We start from the raw sequence: 23874 nt of genomic DNA on the forward strand, positions 1-23874 counted from the left end.
TCCGCGCTCGCGTTCCCGGCCGGATGGGCTATAAGGCCCTCCGATCCCAACGAAAATCGTTCATTTCAGCCGATGGCTCCATCGCAACAGGCGAAATCGTCCAAATCCGCCCGTGGCTTGCTGACCGGGCTGATCGTCGGCGTCTGCGCGCTCGCTGCTGCGCCGTCCGCGCAGGCGCAGGCCCCGGCCAAGCAGCCCCCAACGGCGCCGCAAGCCTCACCTCAGGTCGCGCCGCAAGCCGCCCCGCAGGCGGTGCCGGGTTTCTGGGACCCGCGGCGGCGGCCGGAGCGGCCGGACCTGTCGCGCCTGACCGTGATCCGTTTCCTGACCGAGACCGACTATCCGCCGTTCAACTACACCGGCGCCGACGGTAATCCGGCCGGCTTCAACGTCGACTTCGCGCGCGCGCTGTGCGAGGAGATCAAGGTCACTTGCACGGTGCAGATGCGGCGCTTCGAGACGCTGGTCGATGCGCTCGCCTCCAACCGGGGCGATGCCATCATCGCCTCGATGGCGGTGAGTCCGCAGCTCCGCGCCCGGGTCGACTTCACCGATCCCTATTACCGCGTGCCTGCGCGCTTTGCTTCGCGCAAGGACGCGGTGATGCCGGAGATCCGGCCCGAATATCTCGAAGGCAAGAAGGTCGGCGTCATCGCCGGCTCCGCGCATGAGGCCTATCTCAAGGCCCTGTTCACCGACGCCGAGTTGCACCCTTATCCCAACGACGACGCTATGCGCGGCGCCTTGCGCAAGGGCGAGGTCGATTTCATCTTCGGCGACGCCATCGCGCTCGCGTTCTGGATCAACGGCACGGATTCCGGCGATTGCTGCGCCTTCTCCGGCGGCCCCTTCGTCGAGAGCCGTTTCTTCGGCGAGGGCATTGGCATCGCCGTACGCAAGGGCAACGACGTGCTGCGCCATGCCCTGAACTGGGCGATGTTCCGCGTCTGGGAGAAGGGCCGCTACACCGATCTGTGGCTGCGGTATTTCTCGGTGAGCCCGTTCTAGTCCCAGGCGCCGTTGCCAATTCCTCATCCTGACGAGCTTGCGTAGCAAGCGTCTCGAAGGATGACGGCCCCGCTGGTGGCCGGGCCCTTCGAGACCCGCGCTTCGCGGGCACCTCAGGATGAGGATATGTCGTATCCGCGACACCGGCGCATTAACCGTCCGCTCATCCTTTTCGTCAAAATAGCACCGCTCTGGCCGCAGCGTCGCTCGCGGAGCGGCCTTCCGCGTGGTGAAATCGAGCTTCGGCTTCGAGTGGTGTGATGCGTAACATAATGATCTTCGCGGCGATCATGATCGGCCTCGGCACCTTCATGGCGCAGATGGCGGACAGGATGAGCTCCGCCTCGGCGACGTCGGTGCCGCGTACGGTCGCAGTCGCGTCCACCGCGCCGGCCGGCGGCCGCAGCCTCAACATCCCCCGCGACGGCCGCGGCCACTTCCAAACCGAGGGCCGGATCGAAGGCCAGCGCATCGGCTTCATGGTCGACACCGGCGCCTCCGTGGTCGCGCTGAACGAGACCTCGGCCGCCCGCTTCGGCCTGCGTCCCTCGCGCAGCGATTACAACGCCACCGTCTCCACCGCCAACGGCACCATCAAGGCCGCGCGCACTCGCATCGCCATGCTCGATGTCGGCGGCCTAATCGTGCGCGACGTCGATGCCATGGTGCTGCCCGACGAAGCACTGTCCGAGAACCTGCTCGGTCTCTCCTTCCTCTCCCGCCTCAGGCGCTTCGAATACGCCAACGGTCAGATGGTGCTGGAGCAGTAAAGGTCCTCCCAAAGGCGACGGCGACACATATTTCAAGAAAATCTCTATTTCGATCGCTCTCGCGGACAGATTTCCCCGTTACCAAACTGCCGCAATTATCATCCATAAGCTGCCATTCCCGCCTTCCGCTGCAGCCCGGCATTCGCTAAGGCTGCATCAAATCCTGGCTCTTTTTCACGAGACCGTCTCAATGTTCCCCAAGCCGAAATCCGTGTTGCTGCCCAACACCTATGCCTTCGAATCCGAGCCGATGGTGAAGGCCACGGGCTTTCGCGAATACGACGCGCGCTGGCTGTTCCAGAAGGAAATCAACCTGATGGGAATCCAGGCGCTCGGCATGGGGCTGGGCGCGCTGATCGCAGAACTCGGCGTCAGCCAGGAGATCGTCACCGGTCATGATTTCCGCGGCTATTCGGCCTCGATCAAATATGCGCTGATCTCCGGCCTGATGGCAGCAGGCTGCAAGGTGCACGACATTGGGCTCGCGGTGACGCCGATGGCCTATTTCGCGCAGTTCGACCTCGACGTGCCCTGCTGCGCCATGGTCACGGCCTCACACAACGACAATGGCTGGACCGGCGTGAAGATGGGCGCCAACCGCCCGCTGACCTTCGGTCCCGACGAGATGACGCGGCTGAAGGAGATCGTGCTGGGCGCCGAGTTCAAGAACAAGGCCGGCGGCTCCTATCAATTCCACGAGAATTATCCGGCGCGCTACATCGCCGATCTCACCAGCCGCCCGAAGCTCAAGCGCAAGCTCAAGGTCGTCGCGGCCTGCGGCAACGGTACCGCCGGCGCATTCGCGCCGCAGGTGCTGGAGGCGATCGGCTGCGAGGTGATCCCGCTCGACACCGAGCTCGACCACACCTTCCCGAAATACAATCCGAACCCCGAAGACATGGAGATGCTGCACGCGATCCGCGACGCGGTGCTGCAGCACAAGGCCGATGTGGGTCTCGGCTTCGATGGCGACGGCGATCGCTGCGGCGTCGTCGACAACACCGGCGAGGAGATCTTTGCCGACAAGGTCGGCGTGATGCTGGCGCGCGACATGTCCGCGATCCACAAGGACGCGCAGTTCATCGTCGACGTGAAGTCGACCGGCCTGTTCATCACCGATCCGGTGCTGCAGAAGCAGGGTGCAAAAACCACCTACTGGAAGACCGGCCATTCCTACATGAAGCGCCGCACCCATGAGACGGGTGCGCTCGCCGGCTTCGAGAAGTCCGGCCACTTCTTCTTCAACAAGCCTTATGGACGCGGCTATGACGACGGTCTCGTCTCGGCGCTGGCGATCTGCGATATGCTTGACCGCGCCCCCGGCAAGTCGATGGCCGATCTCAAGAACGCGCTGCCGAAGACCTGGTCGTCGCCGACGATGTCGCCGCATTGCGCCGACGAGACCAAATACGGCGTCATCGACAAGGTGGTAAAGCACTTCGAGGCCTTGCAGGCCAATGGCGCCAAGATCGGCGGCCAGTCGATCCGCGATCTCGTCACCGTCAACGGCGTCCGCGTCACGGTCGAGGACGGCAGCTGGGGCCTGGTGCGGGCCTCCTCCAACAAGCCCGAGCTCGTTGTCGTGGTCGAGAGCCCGGTCTCCGAGCAGCGCATGCACGACATGTTCGAGATGGTGAACAGCGTGCTGCGCACCCATCCCGAAGTCGGCGAGTACAATCAGAAGATTTGAGGCGCGAGGCTAGTCTCACCTGCTGTCATGCCCGGCTTGACCGGGGCATCCAGTACGCCGCGGCTTATCCGTACCCCATCATCGTCTCTGGAATACTGGATCGCCCGGTCAAGCCGGGCGACGACAGTTTGCGTGTGGTGAGCCTTAAGCCGCAACCACAGCCGGGATCGGCAGCGCGGTGACCGACTTGATCTTCTCCATCGCGAAGCGCGAGGTGACGTTCTTCAGCGGCACGGCGCTGATCAGTTTCTTGTAGAACACGTCATAGGCCTGCATGTCCGCGACGACGACGCGCAGCATGTAATCGACGTCGCCGGCCATGCGATAGAACTCCATCACCTCAGGCATGGCGCTGACGGCGTCGGCGAACCTCTTGAGCCAGGCGTCGGAATGGTCGGAGCTCTCGACCGACACGAACACGGAGATGCCGAGCCCGATCTTGTTCTGGTCGACCAGTGCCACCCGCTTGGTAATCACGCCGTCGGCCTCCAAGCGCTGGATGCGCTTCCAGCAGGGGGTCGAGGACAGGCCGACGCGGTCGCCAATCTCGGCGACGGAGAGGGAGGCATCGTCCTGCAGCACCATCAGAATCTTGCGGTCGATGGCGTCGAGGCGGCGGCTGGTCTCGGGGAGTGGGACGGCGAGATCGGTCATTTGAAGAACTTTGTTCCATTTCAAGGGACGTTTTCCCTGATATAGAGAAAATCTTTCTATAGCAAGTCTATAATCTTGGCGCCCGCTCCAACGTCGCCGCCGGCGACATGCTCAAAAGCTCTTCAACTTCAACGCGTTGCGGGGCGGCCAGGCCGCCACCATGACGGGTGCATTTCAGCGCCGCGGCGGCCGCGGCGAATCGCAGCGCCTGCCGCACGCCGCCACCTTCGGCGAAGCGAAGCGTGAAGGCGCCATGGAAGACGTCGCCGGCGCCGAGCGTATCGACGGCCTGAACCGGGAAGGCCGGCGTCTGCTCCAATGCGCCGGTCTCGTTCAGCCAGATCGTGCCATACGGACCGCGGGTGGCGGCGAGGAAGGCGGGCGTGAGCGTGGCCAGGCGCTTCAATGCCGCGCCGTCATCGGGGATGCCGGCTGTCTCCTGCACCTGGTCACTGGCGAACAGCAGATGCGACGCGGTCGTGAGCAGGCTGTCCTGCAACGCCATCGCGCGATCGACGCCGACGATGACGGCAATGCCGCGCCGGCGTGCCTCAGTGCAGAGCGAAGTTGCGAACGCGGCGCAGCGGCTTTCGACGAGAACCGCCCGGCAATCGGCGAGCAGCTTGTCGGCGTCGGGCAGCTCGACTGTCCACAGGGCCGGATCGCGATAGATCGTGAGCGTTCGCTCGCCCATCGCGTCAATGATGATGGCAGAGACGGGCGTGCTCGCATCAGGTATGCGCACGATATGGCTTGTGTCGATATTTTCGGATGTCATGCGGTCGAGAATGAAGCCGCTCGACGTCTCCTGCGCATCGCCCATCGGACCTGCGAACGCGACGCGGCCACCAAGCCGAGCGATAGCGATCGCGGCATTGAGTGCGTTGCCGCCGCAAATCTCCGCGAGATGGCTGGCATTCGCCTTGCTGCCGCGCGCGGGCACGGTTTCGACACGAAAGGTCAGGTCGCGCACGGGAATGCCGATGCAGAGGATGCGCGGCGCGATCCCTGGTGCAGCCATCTCCGTCTCAGCTCTTGTCGTGCACCCAGCGGCCGAGCAGGTGATGCGCAATCGCAAACGGATGCGGGCCGGCGAGCCCGTCAGGATGCGTCCGCGTCAGCATCAAGGCCGCCTCCTCGCGCGTGAACCAGCGCGCATCCTCCAACTCGGAGTGATCGACGACGATGTCCTCGCTCACCGCCCGCGCGCTGCACCCGATCATCAGCGACGACGGATAGGGCCAGGGCTGGGTCATGTAATATTGCACCTCGGTGCAGCGAATCCCGGATTCTTCGAAAATCTCGCGGCGTACCGCGTCCTCGATGGTTTCGGCGGCCTCGACGAAGCCGGCGAGGCAGGAATACATGCCCGGCGGAAACTGCTTCTGGCGGCCGAGCAGGCATTTGTCGCCGGCGGCGACGTGCATGATCACGACAGGGTCGGTGCGCGGGAAATGCTCGGCCTTGCAACTCGGGCACTCCCGCTTCCAGCCGCCTTCCTTCATCGCGGTACGCGTGCCGCAATTGGCGCAATAGCCGTGGCGCTGATGCCAGCTCACCATCGACTTCGCCATCGCGATCGCCGACAGCTCCTCCGGCGGCACCGCGCCCTGCATCGCCATGCCGCGCAGCTCGCTGAGGGCGTAGTCTTCGCGCCCGATCAGCTTCTCGGACGCGGCCTGCGACAGGCCCATTCCGAACATCGCGGCGCCGTCGCGCAAGCCTAAGAAGATCGTGCCGGGATTGGCGCCGCATTTCAGCGCCTCGTCGATTCCGAGCAGCGCGCGCACTGTGTCGCCCTCGCGCTTCACCAGCAGTGAGTCGCGATAGACCACATAGGCGCGCGACGACGGCTTCTGCTCCATCGCGAACAGCTTTTCGTCGTCGCGGCGCAGATGCGCGGCGCGGTCGAGAATGTTGGTGACGAAGGCGGGTTGTCCCAGTGGAAACGAGTCGAATGCTGACATTTCTTGTTCTTTCAACCCAACCAGATCTTGCGGCGAAGCGCGCTGATGAAACTCTGCACCTCTGTGGCGTCGTGCGCCAAGGGCTGCATCACGCCCCAGACCGGCCGCGGCCAGGCGGCGTCACTGGTGCGGCGCGCGATGATGTGGACGTGAAGCTGCGGCACGAGGTTGCCGAGTGCCGCGATGTTGAGCTTGTCGCATTGGGTGATCTCCTTCAGCGCGCGCGAGACGCGGGAGATCTCGGTCATCAACTGCGCCTGCTGCACCTCGTCGAGGTCGATGATCTCCACTGCATCGGCGCGTCGCGGCACCAGCAGCAGCCAGGGATAATGCGCGTCCTTGATGACCAAGACCTTGCACAGCGGCAAATCGCCGATGTCGATAGTGTCCTCTTTCAGGCGGGAGTGCAGCGACCAGGCGGGTTCGGACATGAAGGTTTCCGGATGGCCCGACGGGATCGGGCATGGCGGGGCGGAACCCCTGAATATTTGCTGCGACCATACGATACGGAATCTGATTGGGGAAGGATGGCGCTCCGCAGAGGCGGCATACGCGATCGTCGTCCTGGACAAGCGCAGCGCCGATCCAGGACCCATTACCATCGGATTGGGTTTGGCGAAGATTCGGGGTTACCGACTTCGTGCCGCAACTTCTCTTTGGGGTAATAGGTCCTGGCCTTCGCCAGGACGACTATGAGGCTACCCCTCCGCAAGCACCCGCGCATTGGCGCGGACCGAGGCTTCGCTGACGCGGATGCCGAGGCCGGGGCCGTCGGGCACGACGACGTGGCCGCCGCGATTGGCGACGCGCTCTTCCAGCACGTCCTCGGTCAGCACGTGGTGCGGCATGTAGAATTCGCAACCGAGCGAGATGCCCAGCGTCGCGGCGATCAGCTGCGTGCCGGCGGCAAGCCCGATGCCGCCCTCCCACAGCGTGCCGCCATAGCCGGGCAGGCCCGCGATGTCGGCGATAGCCATGATCGCCTGCGCCTCGAACAGGCCGCCGGCCTTCATCAGCTTGATCGAGACGGCATCTGCCGCCTCGCGGCGCACCACCTCCATCATGTCGCGGCGGTCGAAGCAGCTTTCGTCGGCCAGCACCGGCGTTTCCAGCGCTGCGGTGAGCTGCGCCATCACGTCGAGATATTTGCGCGGCACCGGCTGTTCGATGAAGGTCGGCGCGAACTGCTCGACGTCGCGCAGGATCTTGATGGCGCCGAACGGCGCCAGCGCCTGGTTGTAATCGACGCGTAGATCGACCTTGTCCCCGAATTCTTTGCGGATCGCCGCGAGATGATCGAGATCGTCGCGATGCGGCTTCACTCCGGTCTTGATCTTGTAGATCAAATTGCCGTCCGGAACCATCTTCCGCATGCGTTCGAGGTCGGCGGCGAAATCCGGATCGGCGATCGAGAACGACAGCGGGATCGTGTCGCGTACGCGGCCGCCGAGCAGGTCGGCGACCGAAAGCCCCGACGACTTGCCGACGATGTCGAGCAACGCCATTTCGATCGCGACCTTGGCTTCGGCATGCCCGACCAGCGCGCGATCCAGCTCGGCCATCAGCGCGCGGATGCGCCGCACCGGCTTGCCGAGCACGACTGGCCGCAAATAGATGTCGAGCGCGGAGAAAGCCGCTTCCGGCGTTCCCGTGAACACTTCCCACGGTGCCGCCTCGCCCCAGCCGATCACACCATCGTTCGACGTCAGCTCGAGCAGCACGCGCTTCACCGTGCCCTTGACGTTGCCGACGCCCTGGAGGCGCGCCATCTTGATCGGGCTCTCGATCAGGAACAGCCTGAGACGTTCGATGGTGGCTTCGGTCATGTCAGGCCTCCATTGACGTGCCAGACCTGGCCGGTGACGTAGGATGCTTTTGGGGATGCCAGGAAGGCGATGATCTCGGCGACTTCCTCCGGTCGCCCGCGGCGGCCCATCGGGATCAGCGTCTCGGTCGCGGCGATCTGCTCGGGTGTAAGCCGGCTTTCGCTGGGCTTGTCCTTGACGATCAGGCCCGGCGCGACGGCGTTGACGGTGATGCCCTCCCTGGCGAGCTCGACTGCGGTGAGCCGCACCAGCGCTTCGAGCGCGGAGCGGCTCGCGGCCGTCGCTGCAAAGGGCGCGAACTCCGGCCGGATCGCGTGAGCGACGAACGACGACACCGCCACGATCCGCGAATCTCGCCCTGCACGCAGCAGCGGCAGCGCGGCGTCCACCAACCGTGTGAACGCCAGCGCCGACTCGTCCATTGCCTTGCGGAACTGATCCGCCGGCGTACCGATGGCGCTGCCGCGCCGGGCATGGCCGCCGATCAGGATCAATCCGTCGAGCCGGCCGAAGGCACGTTGCGTAGCGGCGACGGTGTCGGTGGCCGCGGTCTCCTCGGCGAGATCGCCGAGGCATTTTGCGACGATCGCGCCTTGCGCTTCGGCTTCCGCCGCCGTGGCGTCGAGGCCGGCTGCGTTGGAGCGCGTGTGCAGCAGCAGCGCAGTGCCGGGCCCCGCGAGCAGTTTTGCGGTGGCGCGGCCGATGCCGCTGGCGGCGCCGGTGACAAGATAGACGCGATCGATTTCGGACATCACGATGCCGTTGTAACCGGCGGCAGCGCGCCGGTGCGGTGGAAATGGCTGAGGAACGCGCGCGTCGCTCCTTCCTGCGGATTGTCGATCACCTGTCGCGCCGGGCCTTCCTCGACCACGACGCCGTCGCGCATGAAGATCAGACGGTCGGCGACTTCGCGGGCAAAGGCGATCTCGTGGGTGACGATCACCATGGTCATGCCCTCCGACGCCAGCTGCTGCATGACGTTCAAGACCTCGCCGACAAGCTCGGGATCGAGCGCGGAGGTGACCTCGTCGAACAGCATCACGTCCGGCTCCATGGCGAGCGCCCGCGCAATCGCGACGCGCTGCTTCTGTCCGCCGGAGAGCGTTGCCGGATATTGGTCGGCCTTCTCTGCAAGGCCCACCTTCGTGAGTTGGGCCCGCGCCAGCTTCTCGGCGTCCGCTTTGGCCATGCGCCGCACCGTGACCGGTCCCTCCATCACGTTCTGCAGCGTCGTCATGTGCGGGAACAGATTGAAATGCTGGAACACCATGCCGGTGGTGGTACGGAATTTGGCCAGCGTCTTCACATCGGGGAGCTTCGTACCCTCGCCGAACGAAAAGCGGGTGTCGCCGACGCGAACGCTGCCGCCGTCGGGCGTCACCAGGAGGTTGATGCAGCGGAGCAGCGTCGACTTGCCGGAGCCGGACGGGCCGATCAGCGCCACGACGCCGCCCCTCGCGACATCCAGGCTGATGCTCTTCAAAACCTCGTTGCTGCCAAAGCTTTTGCGCAGCGCCCGGATCTCGATCTTGGAAGAGGTGTCGCTCATTCGCCGACCGCCAGTCGCTTCTCGCCGCGCCGGACCATGATGGTCAGGGGGATCAGGATCGCCGCATAGGCGACCGCGACGGCGGTGTAGGTTTCCAGCGGACGGTAGCTGTCATGGGCGGCGACCTGGCTCTGATAGACCAGATCAGGCACCGCCAGCACCGAGACCAGCGAGGTGTTCTTGAACTGGATGATCGACTGGTTCATCAGCGCCGGGATCATGCGCTTGATCGCCTGCGGCAGCACGATGCGCCGCATGCTCTGTCCCGGGGTCATACCGAGCGCGGCACCGGCTTCGGACTGGCCGCGGTCGATCGAGATGATGCCGCCGCGGATGATCTCCGAATAGAACGAGCCGCCATAGAGCGACAGCGCCAGCGCCGACGCCGTGATTGGGGTCATCTCGACACCCGCCAGGATCGGCAGCGCGTAATAGAACCAGATCAGCTGCACCAGGATCGGCGTGCAGCGGAACGCCTCGATGAAGGTGAGCGCGAGCAGGCGCACCGCGCGAAAGCGCGACAGGGTGCCGAACGCGCCGAACAGGCCGAAGACGAGGCCAAGCACGACGATGACCACGGTGAAGCCTACGGTGACGCCGAGCCCGTTGAGAAAGAGCCAGCGATAGCTCCAGAGGATGCCGAAGTCCCACTGATACATGCGTGTGTTACTCGTCGAACGCCTTGACCGCCGGCATTGTCGTCCGGAGCGATGCGAAGCATCGAGCCCGGAATCTCGAGATTCCGGGTTCGCCCTTTGGGCGCCCCGGAATGACAGTGGAAGACTACAGCGAAACGCCCGGCGGAATGTCCGCCTCGGTCACGCCCACCAGCTCCATGTTGGTGATGATGGCGTTGCGAATGAAGCCGAGGCCTTTGTTGAAGTCGATCCAGGTGTTGACGTAGTCGCGCCAGGTCTTGTCGGTCTCGCGGCGGAAGCCGGCGTTCGACGTGGTAGCAAAGATCGGCGTCGGCAGCACGAACTGGCCCAGCGAGGGATTTTTCTTCAGCACCGTGAGCGACAGCATGGTGATCAGGCACTGCGCGTCGACGCGGCCGGTCTGGAGCGCGGCGGTGGCGTCGTCGGCGGTCTTCAGCCGCGAGATCTGCGCCTTCGGCGTCAGGCGGCTCACGACCTGGTCGTGCGAGGAGCCCTGGTCGACCGCGATCTTGACGTCGGGCGAGTTCAGCTCGGCCCAGCTCTTCGGCTTGAAGTCCTTCTTGCAGAGGATGCCGAAGGCGTTGTTGAAGACCGGCACCGAGAAGTCGACCACCAGCGCGCGCTTCGGGGTCGGGTTGAGGCCGAAGAAGATGTCGATCTTGTTGGACTGGAGGTCGAGCACCGAATTGCCCCAGGTGGTCTCGGTGATCTCGAGCTCGGCCTCCATGTCCTCGGCGAGCGCCTTGGCGATGTCGACGTAAAAGCCTTTCCACTGGCCGGTCGAAAGATCCTTCATGTAATAGGGCGCGCCGCCGCCGACCGCGCCGATCCGCATCTTCTTGGTGCGGCGGATGCGGGCGAAGGTCGATTCGTTGGTATCGGCGGTCTGCGCCACGGCAGGGGAGGCCAGCGTCGCCGCGCCAATCGCGCCAAGTCCGACAATCGATGCAACATCACGACGTGTAACCATTGGGATCAATCGCTTTTCTGTTGGAAGAAGTTCCGGCAGCGTTCTTACCAAGGCGCCTCCGGCAGTGAAAGCACAGCCTATCGGCTGGGCAGACCAGGAATTGCCCGGATGCTGGGCAAGCCACCATGAAGCCGCGCCTGTTCAAGCCGATACCCGCTTGCTTTCCGGTCCTTTTGGCCCCAAATAGGGGCCGGGAGATTGGCGGTGGACGAGCCACTCGCCAACCGGGTCAGGTCCGGAAGGAAGCAGCCCTAACGAGGTCCGGATCGGGTCGCTCGTCAGTCTCCTACCTGTTTTTTCCGAGCGAATTGCGCCGGCGGCTCGGGCCGCCAGCGCGCTCCTTTCCGCAAAGCCGGCCGAAAGACACTTCATTGCGGATCGACCGATGACCGACGCTGGCGCCCCTCCCAACCCTGAAAGCGCCGGCCGGGCCAGCACGCCCTACCGGGTGCTGGCGCGGAAATACCGTCCTTCCTCATTCGACGATCTGATCGGCCAGGAAGCCGTGGTCCGCACCGTCTCAAATGCATTCGAGACCGGTCGCATTCCGCAGGCCTGGATCCTCACCGGCGTCCGCGGGGTCGGCAAGACCACCACTGCGCGCATCCTTGCCCGCGCGCTCAACTACGAGATGCCGGATGGCTCGGTGAAGGGCCCGACGGTCCAGATGCCGACGCTCGGCGTGCATTGCCAGGCCATCATGGAAAGCCGGCACATGGACGTGCTGGAGATGGACGCGGCCTCGCACACCGGCGTCGACGACGTCCGTCAGATCAATGACAGCGTCCGCTACGCGCCGGCCAGCGCCCGCTACAAGGTCTACATCATCGACGAAGTCCACATGCTGTCGACGGCGGCGTTCAACGCCTTCCTGAAGACGCTGGAGGAACCGCCGGAGCACGCCAAGTTCGTGTTCGCAACGACTGAGATCCGCAAGGTTCCGGTCACGGTGCTGTCGCGCTGCCAGCGTTTTGACCTGCGCCGCGTCGAGGCCGACGTGCTGATGAAGCATCTCGCCAATATCGCGGCCAAGGAAAACGTCGAGATCGAGCCCGAAGCACTCGGTATCATCGCGCGCGCCGCGGAAGGCTCGGTGCGCGATTCGCTCTCGCTGCTCGATCAGGCGATCGCGCATGCGGCAGGCACCGTGAAGGCCGATGCCGTCAGGCAGATGCTGGGGCTCGCCGACCGCACCCGTGTCATCGATCTTTTCGATTCTCTGGCGCGCGGCGACATCGCGTCCGCGTTTAGGGAGTTCCGCGACCAGTACGACGTCGGCGCCGATCCGATCGTCGTGCTCTCGGATCTCGCCGAATTCGTCAATTTCGTCACCCGCGTGAAGATCGTGCCGGCGACCGCCGACAACGTCGCCTATGGCGAGACCGAGCGCGTGCGCGCGCGCGATTTCGCCTCGAAGATCTCGATGCGCGTGCTGTCGCGGATGTGGCAGATGCTGCTCAAGGGCATCACCGAGGTGCAGGCCGCGACGCGGCCCGCCGCAGCCGCCGAGATGGTGCTGGTGCGCATCGCCTATGTCGCCGACCTGCCGACGCCGGACGAAGCGATCAAGATGCTGGAGCAGAACGGCGGCGTCGGCTCGTCGGTCCTGAGCGGCGGCAGTGCCGCGCACAACGCGCCGGCCGGGCCGGTGGCGTCCGCGGCTCCCGTTCGCATGCCGAATTCGTCACCGTCCTCGTTCGGCGGCGGTGGTGCCCGTCCGCAGATGGCAACGCCCGCGCCGGATCCGCAAGCTGCCGCGCCCGTGTTGCGCGTCACGAGCTTCACCCAGCTCGTTGCCCTGGCCGGGCAGAAGCGCGACCTCCTGACCAAGGGCGCGCTCGAAGGCGACATGCGCCTCGTTCGTTTCGAGGAGGGCCGGCTGGAAGTCGCGCTCGAGCCAAACGCCTCCAAGACCATGATTTCCGATCTCGCGCGAAAATTCGAGCTCTGGACCGGGCGCCGCTGGACCGTGATCGTCTCCAACGAGCCGGGCCAGCCGACGCTGCGCTCGGTGAGCCAGGCGGCCAAGCAGGAACGTGCGCGCACCGCCGAGGCCGATCCGCGCGTGCGCGAGGTGCTGTCGCGGTTTCCGGGTGCGAAGGTCGTCGAGGTCCGCAGGCTTGCCCCCGAGGCGCCGGAATCCGATATTAACGCCGACTATGGCAGTGACGATCCGCCCGACGGTTCCGACGGCGACGATCTCTAGAGCCAATTTTCCAAGGACAACACCGATGGTCGATATTTTCGGCATGATGAAGCAGGCGCAGCAGCTGCAATCCAAGATGCAGGAGATGCAGGACCAGCTCGCCAACGTCGAGGTCGAGGGCATCTCCGGCGGCGGTCTCGTCGCCGTGCGCATGACCGCGAAGATGGACGTCAAGGGCGTCAAGATCGATCCTTCGCTGATGAAGGCGGAAGAGCGCGAGGTGCTCGAGGATCTGCTCGTCACCGCGTTCGGCGAGGCCCGCCGCAAGGCGGAAGCCGCCATGCAGGAGAAGATGCAGTCGCTCACCGGCGGGCTCGGCCTGCCGCCGGGGCTGTCGGGGCTGTTCGGCCAGTAGGATGGGCGCTGTTGCGGGTCCTGAAATCGAGCGGCTGGTCCAGCTTCTCGCGCGGCTGCCGGGCCTCGGTCCGCGCTCGGCGCGGCGCGCCGCGTTGCATCTGATCAAGAAGCGCGAAGCGCTGATGATACCGCTGTCCTCGGCCATGCAGGTCGCACTCGAGAAGGTCCAGGTCTGTAAGACCTGCGGCAACATCGACACGCAAAGTCCCTGCACGGTCTGCACCGATCCGAGGCGCGACCCCTCGATCATCGTCGTCGTCGCCGACGTTGCCGATCTCTGGGCGCTGGAGCGGGCCAATGCCACTCAAGGGCGCTATCACGTGCTGGGCGCGACATTGTCGCCGCTCGACGGCGTGGGCCCGCAGGACCTCACCATCGAGGCGCTGGTCGCGCGCGCGCATGAGGCGCAGGTGCATGAGGTCATCCTGGCGCTGAATGCCACCGTCGACGGCCAGACCACGGCACACTACATCACCGACCTGCTTCAGGACGCCAACGTAAAAGTAACCCGGCTCGCCCATGGTGTGCCGGTCGGCGGCGAGCTTGATTATCTCGATGAAGGTACGCTATCGGCCGCGATGCGGCAGCGCACCCTGTTCTAGCCATCCAGACTTACGGAACGGACGACATGACGAAACTTTTCGCCACACGATGGGCTTTGGTCGCGACGCTGACGATGCTGGCGACGCCGGCCATCTCCGCGCAACAGGACGACGGGGCTCCGCCGCCGTCGAAGCCCGGCAAGCCGATCAATGCCGGGGAGGTGCTGTCGGGCGAGCTGAACACGATGAAAGTGCGCGACGTCAAGAACGTCGGCAAGCGGGTTGCGACCTACCAGATCACCTCCGAGCCGCGCCGGCTGCCGCCGCCGAGCGGGCTGTGCAATCTCGAGACCGGACCCGAAACCTTCCAGCTCGTTCCCAGCGGCGATGCGCAGGCCGCACAGCTGAAGACGTTCGCCGGCAAGGAGATCTCGGTCAAGGTCGACGAGATCGCCTGCGCCAGCGATCCCGGCCAGATGAGCGAGGCCGTGATCACGAAATGGAGCCTGATCAAGAAGCAGTAGGGGGCGCCCCGTTTGCCCGCCACACATATAAGCGCATCTGTTTTTCGTCATGCCCGGGCTCGTCCCGGGCATCCACGTTCTTGGCGCCGCGTAGCAAGGCGTGGATGGCCGGGACAAGCCCGGCCATGACGACGTTGCGTTAAACCCGCACCGGCCCCAGCGCATCAAAATGCCCGCGCTTCTGCAACCAGGCCAGCAGCACCAGGCTCGGGATCGCCACCAGCATGCAGATCACGAAGAACAGCGGCCAGCCGGTGGTATCAGCCACGAAGCCGGCGCCTGACGAGAGATAGGTCCGCCCCACCGCGGCAAGCGCGGTGAGCAGCGCATATTGCGTCGCCGTGTGCAGCGGGTTCTGGCAGAGCGCCGAAAGATAGGCGACGAAGATCACCGTGCCGATGGCGCTGGTGAAGTTCTCACAGGTGATGGCGAAGGCGAGCGCCCATTGGCTGGTGCCGACGAAGGCCAGCCAGGAGAAGGAGAGGTTCGCGAGCGCCTGCACCACGCCGCCGATCCAGAGGCTGGTCGCGAGCGAATAGCGCCGCGCGACGAAGCCGCCGGCAAAGCCGCCGATCAGAGTCGCAGCAAGGCCCACGCCCTTCACGATCGCCGCATAGTCGTTGCGGGAGAAGCCGAGGTCGATCACGAACGGCGCGGTCATCGTGCCGGAGAAGGCGTCGGTGAACTTGAACAGCACGACGAAGGCGAGTGCCGCAAGCGCGTCCTTGCGCGTCAGGAATTCCGAGAAGGCGCCGATTGCCGCGTGCAGCACGCGCGCGAGCGCGGTCTGCGTCTGCGTCGCGGCTTCCGCCCGCAATGACTGCTCGGGCTCGGTCGCGACCAGCGCCGTCATCGTCCCGATCAGCACCATCGCCGCCATCACCACATAGCCCCACATCCAGGCGGACGTGCGGGTGATGCCGGTGCTCTCGAAGCCGGAGACGATGAACAGCGCGCCGGCGGTCGAGACCAGCATGCCGATGCGATAGGCCGCGACATAGGACGCCATGCCGGCGGCCTGCTCGCTCTCCGGCAGGCTCTCGACGCGGAAGGCGTCGACCACGATGTCCTGCGTCGACGAGGCCGTCGCCACCAGCAATGCGCCGAGCGCGACGTAGAACGGCGAGCGCGCGGGATCGGTCAGCGCCAGCAGCAGGATCGCTGCGATCAGCAGCAATTGCGAGAACAGCAGCCAGCCGCGGCGCCGCCCGAACGCGCGCGTGAACAGCGGCACATGCATCGCATCGACCAGCGGCGCCCACAGGAATTTCAGCGTGTAGGGCGTGCCGACCAGCGCAAACAGCCCGATGGTCTTGAGATCGACGCCGGATTCCCGCATCCACACCAGCAGCGTCGAGCCCGACAGCGCCAGCGGCAGCCCGGACGAGAAACCGAGGAACAGCACGATCAGCACCCGCGGCTGCAGGTAAACGGCAAGGCTGTCACGCCAGGAGGTGGGGGCCGTGCCGGGGCCGGCAGGGGAGGTCGCGTCGGGTGCGGTCATGGCAGGGTGTTAGCAGATTCTGAGAGCCACAAGTGAGGTGTCGTCGCCCGGCTTGACCGGGCGACCCAGTATTCCAGAGGCCGGAGTTATGGAGGGCCCGCGATCTCCGCATAGAGATCGTTCCAATCGGGATTATCCTTCTCGATCAGCGCAATCTTCCAGGCGCGCGTCCATTTTTCAGGCGCTTCTCGCGTTTTATCGCATTCTCGGGATCATCGAATTGCTCGAAATAGACTAGCTTCACAACGCCCTATTCCTTCGTGAAGCTCTCGACTAACTACAATTTGTGTTCGGCCACGCGGCGGATGAGATCGTTCGTTACGCCAATGTAGAGCGTGTCGCCCATCTTGCTGGCGAGAATGTACACGTAGTAGCAGCGCCCGCCCATCTGCCGTCTCTGGGATACTGGGTCGCCCGGTCAAGCCGGGCGACGACAGTGTGTTCTATATTCTACTCCCCCGCCTGGAGCTTCCTCGGGAACAACTCGGCAGCGCCGGTGGCCACGAGATGCGGGGCTTCGGGCGCATCGCTCTTGCTGAAATCGAGCTCTTCGATCCGCCCCGCGCGCTTCTCGATCTTGTCGGCGGAGATCAGGATCTGGCGGACGTCTTCGTTCGCGTCGGCAAAGTGCTTCTGCAATTTCAGCACGCGATCGCGCAGGCGGCCGAGGTCGTCGCCGAGCTTGATCACCTCGGTCTGGATCTGGTCGGCGGCATCGCGCATGCGCGCGTCCTTCATGATCTGCTGCATCACCTGGATTGCGAGCATCAAAAGCGACGGCGACACCAGCACGACGCGGGCGCGATACGCCTTCTGGATCACGTCGTCGAAACCGTCGTGGATCTCGGCGTAGACCGATTCCGACGGCACGAACATCAACGCCATTTCCTGGGTCTCGCCGGCGACGAGATATTTTTCGGCGATGTCGCTGACATGCTTCATCACGTCACCGCGCAGCCGCTGCGTGGCGATGCGCTTTTCCTCGTCGGTGCGCGCATCATGCAGCGCGGTCATCGCCTCCAGCGGAAATTTCGCGTCGATGCAGAGCGGACGCTGGTCGGGCAGGAACACGACGCAGTCCGGACGCTTGCCGGTCGAGAGCGTGAACTGGAACTCGTAGGCGCCCTTCGGCAGACCGTCCTGGACGATCGCTTCCATCCGCGCCTGACCGAAGGCGCCGCGCGACTGCTTGTTGGCGAGCACGTCGCGCAGGGTCGTCACCTGCGTGGTGAGGTCGGTGAGGTTCTTGTGCGCGCTGTCGATGATGCCGAGCCGCTCGTGCAGCGCGTGCAGGCTCTCCATGGTGTTGCGGGTCGAGTGCTCCATGGACTGGCCGACGCGGTGGGTCACCGAATCCAGCCGCTCGTTGACCGCGCGCGCCATGTCGGCCTGGCGGCCGGCCAGCGTCTGGGTCATGGCGTCGACTCGCCCCGCAGCCTCGCTCTGGGCGTGCAGCATCTGGCTGATGCGCTCCTCGAGCTCGTCGGCGCGGATGGCGTTGGCCATCGCGAGTTCCGCGCCGCGCCGCCCTGACCGCGCGATCACGACGGCAATCACGAGCAGCAGGATAAGGACCAGGGCGCCGAAGCCGATCAGCGCGTCCACGGTGCGCACCGGCCAGTCGCCAAGCATGAAAATGACCTCGTTCATGCCCCTGCTTCTAGCCGATTCGCTTCGAGACACGAACGAATAGCGAACATTTATGGTAAATGCTCTGTTAATTTTTATGGTTAACGAAACCTGAAGTTTTATGGTTAGCGGAGGGTTAACGGGGTTCCCGGCCGCATTGACCGCATCGAACGCGCGGCTTAAATCGCGGCCATGGCCCTCAGAGAAATCATCATCCTGCCCGACAAGCAGCTGCGTCTGGTCTCCAAGCCGATCGAGAAGGTCACGCCGGAGATCCGCAAGCTTGCCGACGACATGTTCGAGACCATGTACGACGCGCCCGGCATCGGGCTCGCGGCGATCCAGATCGCGCAGCCGTTGCGGCTGATCACCATGGACCTCGCCAAGCCCGACCAGGACGGCGAGACCAAGCCCGAGCCGCGCGTCTTCATCAATCCGGAAATCATCGCCTCTTCGGAGGACCTGTCGGTCTACGAGGAAGGCTGCCTGTCGATCCCCGAATATTACGAGGAGGTCGAGCGCCCTGCGAAGGTGCGGGTGCGCTATACCGATCTCGATGGAAAGGTGCACGAGGAGGACGCCGAAGGCCTCTACGCCACCTGCATCCAGCACGAGATCGACCATCTCAACGGCGTGCTGTTCGTCGACTATCTGTCAAAGCTTAAGCGCGACCGCGTGCTGAAGAAGTTCGAGAAAGCCGCCAAGCGCGCGGAGTGAGGTTCTCTGTCGATGCCCCTCCGCCTGATCTTCATGGGCACGCCCGATTTCTCCGTGCCGACGCTGCTCGAGCTCGTCGCGCATGGCCACGAGATCGCGGCCGTGTACACGCGCGCGCCGAAGCCCGGCGGACGGCGCGGGCTGCAATTGCAGCCGACCCCGGTGGAAGAGGCTGCGCGAAAGCTCGGTGTGCCCGTGCTGACGCCGAAGACTTTGAAAACGCCGGAGGCGCTGGAAGAATTTCGCGCCTTTGACGCCGATGCGGCCGTCGTCGTCGCCTATGGCATGATCCTGCCGCAGGCGATCCTCGATGCGCCGAAGCTCGGCTGCTACAACCTGCACGCCTCGCTGCTGCCACGCTGGCGCGGTGCCGCTCCCATCAACCGCGCCATCATGGCCGGCGATGCCGAGAGCGGCGTGATGGTGATGAAGATGGATGTTGGCCTCGACACCGGCGACGTCGCCATGGCGGAACGGCTCGCGATCACGGACAACATGACCGCGCTCGATCTGCACGATCGTCTGTCGCGGCTCGGTGCCGATCTGATGGTGCGCGCCATGGCCGCGCTGGCGCGCGGCGGGCTCCAGCTCGAGCAGCAGAGCGAGGACGGCGTCACCTATGCCGCCAAGATCGACAAGGCCGAAGCGCGGATCGACTGGACCAGGCCCGCTCGCGAGGTGCTGCGCCATATCCACGGCCTGTCGCCGTTTCCCGGCGCCTGGGCCGAACTTGAGAATGCGCGGGTCAAGATCCTGCGCTGCGAGCTGGCGAAAGGCACGGGCGCACCCGGTGAGGTGCTCGACGATCACCTCACCATCGCCTGCGGCGAGGGCGCAATCCGTCTGATCGAGCTCCAGCGCGAAGGCAAGGCACGCATGCAGGCCGCGGACTTCCTGCGCGGCGTGCCGTTGAAGACCGGCGCCAAATTCACCTGACGCTGTCATACCCCGCGAAGGCGGGGTATCCAGTACGCCGAGGCGTCTCGGTCGAACGGATAGGCTGCGGAGTACTGGATCGCCCGGTCGAGCCGGGCGATGACAGCGAAACTGGACAAGATGCCCCGCTACAAGCTCACCATCGAATATGACGGCGCGCCGTTCTTCGGCTGGCAGGTGCAGGAGACGCTGCCCTCGGTGCAAGGGGCGCTGGAGGCTGCCGTCAAGGCGATGACCGGCGCGGATGCGCGCGTGCACGGCGCCGGGCGCACCGATGCCGGCGTGCATGCGCGCGGCCAGGTCGCGCATGTCGATGTCGCGAAGCAGTTTCCGCCAGGCCGTTTTCGCGACGGCTTGAATGCGCATCTGCGCCCGCATCCTGTCGCGGTGCTCGAAGCGGATATCGTGCCTGATAGTTTCGAGGCGCGCTTTTCGGCCATCAAGCGCCACTACCGCTACCGTATCGTCAACACTCGCGCCAATCTCGCACTCGATGCCGGCCACGCCTGGCGCGTGCCGCGCCGGCTCGACGCCGATGCGATGCATGCGGCGGCACAACGCCTGCTCGGCAAGCACGATTTCACCACCTTCCGCGACACCGAGTGCCAGGCCAGGTCGCCGGAGAAGACGCTCGATCAGCTCGACGTGCTGCGCGACGGGCGCGAGATCACCATAGTCACCTCGGCGCGCTCATTCCTGCACAGCCAGGTGCGTTCGATGGTGGGGTCGCTGATGTGGGTCGGCGAAGGCCGCTGGACCGCCGATGATCTCTCCGCAGCGCTCGCCGCACGCAACCGCGCCGCCTGCGGCATCGTCGCCCCGCCGGACGGGCTGTATCTGATGCAGGTGGATTACTGATGGGGTGAGGGCGCGTACTCTCGCTACATCCCCCACTGTCATGCCCCGGCTTGACCGGGGCATCCAGTACGCCGTGGCCTCTCGGCTCAGTCACTGTCGTCTCTGGAATACTGGATCGCCCGATCAAGTCGGGCGATGACAGCGGAGTGGGCAGGCGGAAGAGCCTACCCAAAATACCTCGCCAAAATCCCGCGATACACCTTGGTCAACCGCTCCAGATCCTGAACTGGCACGCGTTCGTCGATTTGGTGCATGGTCTGGCCGACCAGGCCGAATTCGATCACCGGGCAATAGCTTGAGATGAAGCGCGCATCCGAGGTGCCGCCTGAGGTCGACAGCTCTGGCTTGCGGCCCGTCACTTCCTCGATCGCGGACACCGCGAGTTCGGTGAACGGGCCGGGCTTGGTCACGAACACGTTCGAGTTCGAGGGCTCCCAGACGATGCGGGCGCGAATGCGGTTGCCGCAGGCTTTTGTCAGCCGCGTCTCGACCAGCTCGCGCAGGCTCGCCTGGGTGTGGTTGTCGTTGTAGCGGATGTTGAATTTTGCGCGGGCCTGGCCCGGGATGACGTTGTTGGCGGTGTTGCCGACGTCGACCGAGGTGAATTCGAGGTTGGAGGCCTGGAACTGCGCGCTACCATGGTCGAGCGGCTCGTCCGAGATGGCCACGATCAGCCGCGCGATATCAGGCACCGGATTGGCGGCGCGGTGCGGATAGGCGACATGGCCCTGCACGCCGTCGACATACAGCGTGCCGGATTGCGAGCCGCGGCGGCCGACCTTGATGGTGTCGCCGAGGGTCTCGACATTGGAGGGCTCGCCGAGCACGCAATGGTCGAATTTTTCGCCGCGCTCGGCCGCCCACTTCAACAGCTTGATGGTGCCATTGATGGAGACGTCTTCCTCGTCGCCGGTGATCAGGAAGGAGATCGAACCTTTGCCGTCGCTGCGCGGCTTGCCGTCGTTCGCGGCAAGATGCTCCAGCACCGCGGCGACCGAGCAGGCGATGCCGCCCTTCATGTCGACCGCGCCGCGGCCGTGCAGAAAGCCGTCCTTCACCTCGCCGGAGAACGCGCCGACGCTCCAGGCGCTCTCGTCGCCAGGCGGCACCACGTCGGTGTGGCCGGCAAAGGTGATGTGCGGCCCGTCAGTGCCGATCCGCGCATAGAGATTGTCGACGTCGGCGGTGCCGGGCTCGCTGAAGGTCACGCGGTGGCATGTGAAGCCTGCCGCATTGAGGGCCTGTTCGAGCACGCCCAGCGCACCGGCATCGGCCGGGGTTACCGAGGGGCAGCGGATGAGATCGCGGGCAATCGAGAGAGCATCGGTCATGCGCCCCGCTTAACATGCATGCCGCCGGGTGGGCTAGCACTGGGCGGGACAAATTCGATCTCGCTCTGCTGGTCCCAGCTTTTCGTCGAAGGTGCGGGCGCGGAGCCATCTTCAAGGACGGCCAGTGGATCGGGGCCGAACCGGTTGTCGCCCGAGGTGCCGGGCACAATGAATATTTCCACGAGGCCCCAAAACCACGGAATGTGCACGGTCCAGGCGACGGCAAGAACCCAGTTTGAATTGGTGGGCAGCAGGTCCGAGAACTGGTCGAACAACGCAGGCACGACGAAGAACGGAACCAGCCACCAGCCGCTCCGGTCGCGATCGTGCAGCCGCTTGGTCGCGGTTGCGAGATAGATCCACAGGAATAGCAAAGTGCCGAACACTTTGAGGATGAGGGTCGCGCGATCGGCCGTAGCCAGCTGACGATAGGCCCTGGGATCGACCACGTTGAAGATGTCGTCGACACCGAAATCGAAGTCGACATTGAAGTTGAAGGCGAAAGTTGCCGCCCCGTTCAGCACCTTGAGGGCCTGGTCGATCATCCCGAGCATGCAGGCCAGCATCATGACGATCAGCAGCGCCTGCCACAGCAGCGCGCGGTTGATGCGGCCGTCGAAGCGGAAGAGATACCAGATCCAGTCCATGCCAAAGGCTCCGGGCGGGAAAGGTCGCCCGGATGTTGGTCGCGATGGGGGGAGGGCGGGTTCGATGGACCCTCGGTGTCGTACGGCAGCTGGTGCCGCGAATCAATCCCGCAGCAGCTCGTTGATGCTGGTTTTGGAGCGCGTGCGCTCGTCGACGCGCTTGACGATGACGGCGCAGGCGGTGCTCGGGCCGATCTGGCCGTTCTTCATGGGCTTGCCGGGCAGCGCGCCGGGAACGACGACCGAATATTCCGGCACCTCGCCGATGAAGATCTCGCCGGTCTCGCGATCGACGATCTTGGTCGACGCCCCCAGGAACACGCCCATCGACAGCACCGCGCCCTTGCGCACGATCACGCCCTCGGCGACCTCGGAGCGCGCGCCGATAAAGCAATCGTCCTCGATGATCACGGGCTCGGCCTGCAGCGGCTCGAGCACGCCGCCGATGCCGACGCCGCCGGAGATGTGCACGCGCTTGCCGATCTGCGCGCAGGAGCCGACGGTCGACCAGGTGTCGATCATGGTGGATTCATCGACGTAGGCGCCGAGATTGACGAAGGACGGCATCAGCACGACGTTGCGGGCGATGAAGGCGGAGCGGCGCACGATGGAGCCGGGGACGGCACGGAAACCGGCATCGCGAAAGCGGTTCTCGCCCCAGCCGTCGAACTTCGAGGGCACCTTGTCCCACCAGGCCGCCTTGCCGGGGCCGCCGGAAATGGCGCCCATGTCGTTGAGGCGGAACGAGAGCAGCACCGCCTTCTTCAGCCATTGATTGACCTTCCACTTGCCGTCGGCCCCGCGCTCGGCAACGCGGGCCTCACCCTTGTCCAGAATCTCCAGCGCGTGATCCACGGCCTCGCGGACCTCGCCCCTGGTCGAGGTCGAGACGCCGTCGCGCGCCTCGAAGGCGCCGTTGATGGTGGATTCGAGGACGGACAGGGACATTTGGCGATCCTTGAGCAGCATTTGCGGGGAATTTGGATCGCTTTTTCGGGACTTGGAGCGAGAGAGTCAAGAACGCAGTCGGCCATGTCCCGGCGCGTTCGGACGCGCCCGGGACATGGCCGGCGGCTATTTTGATGTGCCCGCGAGATCGATGCCGTTCACGATACCCTCGCAGAGGCCGGCGAGCTCATTTCCGAGTTCGGTCAATGCCGGTGAACGGTAGCGCGCGAAGGCCATAGCCGGATCAAGCCATCGCAGTTCGGCTTGACCGTCTGGAAAGCCGATCACGGCGAACTTCAGGGGGGCCTCGAGCAGCGCCGCGCTATCGGCGGTCAGCAGCCGCGACATCAGGCGTGGGTGGAAAAACAGGACCTGACGCGCGGGGCCGATGGCGAAGCCGCCACGACTGAGCAGCATTTGCGGGTCGATCTCGTGCAGGATCCAGAGGTCTGCCGCAATGATTCCCTGCTTCAAGCGGGTGACCACCTCTTCGACGGTCAACGAAGAGGTGACCGACCGTTGAAACGAGCTTGCGGCCGAACCGCATCCGGAGAAGGCCACAGGTTGCGGTGTTTGCGTCAT

Annotated in this window: 25 protein-coding genes, 1 other RNA gene and 1 pseudogene; 11 read left to right on the forward strand and 16 right to left on the reverse strand. The window is 64.9% G+C overall.

What is annotated here, in order from left to right; translation table 11 throughout:
* The first annotated feature begins 72 nt into the window (after positions 1 to 72).
* The 3 genes from BcanWU425_RS03385 to BcanWU425_RS03395 all read left to right on the forward strand — a co-directional run bounded on the left by BcanWU425_RS03385 (position 73) and on the right by BcanWU425_RS03395 (position 3468).
* The gene (locus BcanWU425_RS03385) at positions 73 to 1008 is read left to right on the forward strand and encodes a transporter substrate-binding domain-containing protein (RefSeq protein WP_204512764.1); all 936 of its coding nucleotides are present in this window, start codon (positions 73 to 75) and stop codon (positions 1006 to 1008) included.
* Between the two features lie 260 nt (positions 1009 to 1268).
* Entirely contained in the window at positions 1269 to 1778 is a 510-nt protein-coding gene (locus tag BcanWU425_RS03390; RefSeq protein ID WP_204512763.1) for a TIGR02281 family clan AA aspartic protease, read from the forward strand.
* A 190-nt stretch (positions 1779 to 1968) separates the two neighbouring features.
* A complete protein-coding gene (locus tag BcanWU425_RS03395; RefSeq protein WP_204512762.1) occupies positions 1969 to 3468 on the forward strand; it encodes a phosphomannomutase/phosphoglucomutase in 1500 nt (499 codons plus the stop codon).
* A gap of 144 nt (positions 3469 to 3612) precedes the next feature.
* Here the strand turns inward: BcanWU425_RS03395 and BcanWU425_RS03400 are convergent, their stop codons facing one another.
* From BcanWU425_RS03400 to BcanWU425_RS03440, 9 genes are all read right to left on the reverse strand, one after another.
* Complete coding sequence (locus tag BcanWU425_RS03400) at positions 3613 to 4122, reverse strand: Lrp/AsnC family transcriptional regulator (RefSeq protein WP_018453007.1); 510 nt, start codon at positions 4120 to 4122, stop codon at positions 3613 to 3615.
* 67 nt (positions 4123 to 4189) lie between these two features.
* Positions 4190 to 5143 carry a sugar kinase gene (locus tag BcanWU425_RS03405; RefSeq protein WP_204512761.1) on the reverse strand — a complete coding sequence of 318 codons (954 nt, stop codon included), beginning with the start codon at positions 5141 to 5143 and terminating at the stop codon, positions 4190 to 4192.
* A gap of 7 nt (positions 5144 to 5150) precedes the next feature.
* Complete coding sequence (nudC, locus tag BcanWU425_RS03410; RefSeq protein WP_204512760.1) at positions 5151 to 6089, reverse strand: NAD(+) diphosphatase; 939 nt, start codon at positions 6087 to 6089, stop codon at positions 5151 to 5153.
* Between the two features lie 11 nt (positions 6090 to 6100).
* The gene (locus BcanWU425_RS03415; RefSeq protein ID WP_018453010.1) at positions 6101 to 6520 is read right to left on the reverse strand and encodes an HIT domain-containing protein; all 420 of its coding nucleotides are present in this window, start codon (positions 6518 to 6520) and stop codon (positions 6101 to 6103) included.
* A 267-nt stretch (positions 6521 to 6787) separates the two neighbouring features.
* Positions 6788 to 7915: a muconate cycloisomerase family protein gene (locus tag BcanWU425_RS03420; protein ID WP_204512759.1), complete on the reverse strand. Its 1128-nt coding sequence runs from the start codon at positions 7913 to 7915 to the stop codon at positions 6788 to 6790.
* Positions 7912 to 8667 carry an SDR family NAD(P)-dependent oxidoreductase gene (locus tag BcanWU425_RS03425; RefSeq protein WP_018453012.1) on the reverse strand — a complete coding sequence of 252 codons (756 nt, stop codon included), beginning with the start codon at positions 8665 to 8667 and terminating at the stop codon, positions 7912 to 7914. The genes BcanWU425_RS03420 and BcanWU425_RS03425 overlap by 4 nt, the downstream gene beginning before the upstream one ends.
* Positions 8667 to 9464 (reverse strand): amino acid ABC transporter ATP-binding protein, encoded by a 798-nt coding sequence (locus tag BcanWU425_RS03430; protein ID WP_231189773.1) that lies wholly within the window; start codon positions 9462 to 9464, stop codon positions 8667 to 8669. Before BcanWU425_RS03430 ends, BcanWU425_RS03425 begins: the two co-directional genes overlap by 1 nt.
* Positions 9461 to 10123, reverse strand: coding sequence for an amino acid ABC transporter permease (locus BcanWU425_RS03435; protein WP_018453014.1), 663 nt, complete (start codon positions 10121 to 10123; stop codon positions 9461 to 9463). The genes BcanWU425_RS03430 and BcanWU425_RS03435 overlap by 4 nt, the downstream gene beginning before the upstream one ends.
* 124 nt (positions 10124 to 10247) lie before the next feature.
* Positions 10248 to 11093 (reverse strand): transporter substrate-binding domain-containing protein, encoded by an 846-nt coding sequence (locus tag BcanWU425_RS03440; RefSeq protein ID WP_204512757.1) that lies wholly within the window; start codon positions 11091 to 11093, stop codon positions 10248 to 10250.
* 193 nt (positions 11094 to 11286) lie between these two features.
* On the opposite strand from BcanWU425_RS03440, the gene ffs reads away from it, so the two are divergent.
* The 5 genes from ffs to BcanWU425_RS03465 all read left to right on the forward strand — a co-directional run bounded on the left by ffs (position 11287) and on the right by BcanWU425_RS03465 (position 14722).
* Positions 11287 to 11383, forward strand: an RNA gene (gene ffs / locus BcanWU425_RS03445) — signal recognition particle sRNA small type.
* A 95-nt stretch (positions 11384 to 11478) separates the two neighbouring features.
* Positions 11479 to 13299 carry a DNA polymerase III subunit gamma/tau gene (locus BcanWU425_RS03450; RefSeq protein WP_085354356.1) on the forward strand — a complete coding sequence of 607 codons (1821 nt, stop codon included), beginning with the start codon at positions 11479 to 11481 and terminating at the stop codon, positions 13297 to 13299.
* Between the two features lie 25 nt (positions 13300 to 13324).
* On the forward strand, positions 13325 to 13654 hold the full coding sequence (locus tag BcanWU425_RS03455; RefSeq protein ID WP_007597704.1) for a YbaB/EbfC family nucleoid-associated protein: 330 nt from the start codon (positions 13325 to 13327) through the stop codon (positions 13652 to 13654).
* Position 13655: 1 nt separating this feature from the next.
* The gene (gene recR, locus BcanWU425_RS03460) at positions 13656 to 14258 is read left to right on the forward strand and encodes a recombination mediator RecR (RefSeq protein ID WP_018453017.1); all 603 of its coding nucleotides are present in this window, start codon (positions 13656 to 13658) and stop codon (positions 14256 to 14258) included.
* Between the two features lie 26 nt (positions 14259 to 14284).
* Complete coding sequence (locus tag BcanWU425_RS03465; RefSeq protein ID WP_007597700.1) at positions 14285 to 14722, forward strand: hypothetical protein; 438 nt, start codon at positions 14285 to 14287, stop codon at positions 14720 to 14722.
* 139 nt (positions 14723 to 14861) lie between these two features.
* Here BcanWU425_RS03465 and BcanWU425_RS03470 read toward each other — a convergent pair whose 3' ends face one another.
* The 3 genes and pseudogenes from BcanWU425_RS03470 to BcanWU425_RS03480 form a co-directional block, all read right to left on the reverse strand.
* Entirely contained in the window at positions 14862 to 16226 is a 1365-nt protein-coding gene (locus tag BcanWU425_RS03470; protein ID WP_204512756.1) for an AmpG family muropeptide MFS transporter, read from the reverse strand.
* Between the two features lie 86 nt (positions 16227 to 16312).
* Positions 16313 to 16614 (reverse strand): annotated as a pseudogene (locus BcanWU425_RS03475) (GIY-YIG nuclease family protein).
* Positions 16615 to 16676: 62 nt separating this feature from the next.
* A complete protein-coding gene (locus BcanWU425_RS03480) occupies positions 16677 to 17876 on the reverse strand; it encodes a DNA recombination protein RmuC (protein WP_085383584.1) in 1200 nt (399 codons plus the stop codon).
* Positions 17877 to 18047: 171 nt separating this feature from the next.
* On the opposite strand from BcanWU425_RS03480, the gene def reads away from it, so the two are divergent.
* The 3 genes from def to truA all read left to right on the forward strand — a co-directional run bounded on the left by def (position 18048) and on the right by truA (position 20366).
* Positions 18048 to 18572, forward strand: coding sequence for a peptide deformylase (gene def, locus BcanWU425_RS03485; RefSeq protein WP_007597693.1), 525 nt, complete (start codon positions 18048 to 18050; stop codon positions 18570 to 18572).
* Positions 18573 to 18584: 12 nt separating this feature from the next.
* Positions 18585 to 19508, forward strand: a complete 924-nt coding sequence (gene fmt, locus BcanWU425_RS03490; protein ID WP_204512755.1) for a methionyl-tRNA formyltransferase — start codon at positions 18585 to 18587, stop codon at positions 19506 to 19508.
* A gap of 120 nt (positions 19509 to 19628) precedes the next feature.
* Complete coding sequence (gene truA, locus BcanWU425_RS03495) at positions 19629 to 20366, forward strand: tRNA pseudouridine(38-40) synthase TruA (RefSeq protein WP_204514024.1); 738 nt, start codon at positions 19629 to 19631, stop codon at positions 20364 to 20366.
* Between the two features lie 164 nt (positions 20367 to 20530).
* On the opposite strand, the gene dapE is transcribed toward truA, so the two are convergent.
* From dapE to BcanWU425_RS03515, 4 genes are all read right to left on the reverse strand, one after another.
* Complete coding sequence (gene dapE, locus BcanWU425_RS03500; protein WP_204512754.1) at positions 20531 to 21697, reverse strand: succinyl-diaminopimelate desuccinylase; 1167 nt, start codon at positions 21695 to 21697, stop codon at positions 20531 to 20533.
* Positions 21694 to 22344 (reverse strand): DUF805 domain-containing protein, encoded by a 651-nt coding sequence (locus tag BcanWU425_RS03505; protein ID WP_204512753.1) that lies wholly within the window; start codon positions 22342 to 22344, stop codon positions 21694 to 21696. Before BcanWU425_RS03505 ends, dapE begins: the two co-directional genes overlap by 4 nt.
* Positions 22345 to 22446: 102 nt before the next feature.
* Positions 22447 to 23292 (reverse strand): 2,3,4,5-tetrahydropyridine-2,6-dicarboxylate N-succinyltransferase, encoded by an 846-nt coding sequence (gene dapD / locus BcanWU425_RS03510; RefSeq protein WP_026232441.1) that lies wholly within the window; start codon positions 23290 to 23292, stop codon positions 22447 to 22449.
* 126 nt (positions 23293 to 23418) lie between these two features.
* Entirely contained in the window at positions 23419 to 23874 is a 456-nt protein-coding gene (locus BcanWU425_RS03515) for a DUF302 domain-containing protein (protein WP_231189775.1), read from the reverse strand.

This window comes from Bradyrhizobium sp. WU425 (assembly GCF_021052305.1).
Classification (GTDB): Bacteria; Pseudomonadota; Alphaproteobacteria; order Rhizobiales; family Xanthobacteraceae; genus Bradyrhizobium; species Bradyrhizobium canariense_D.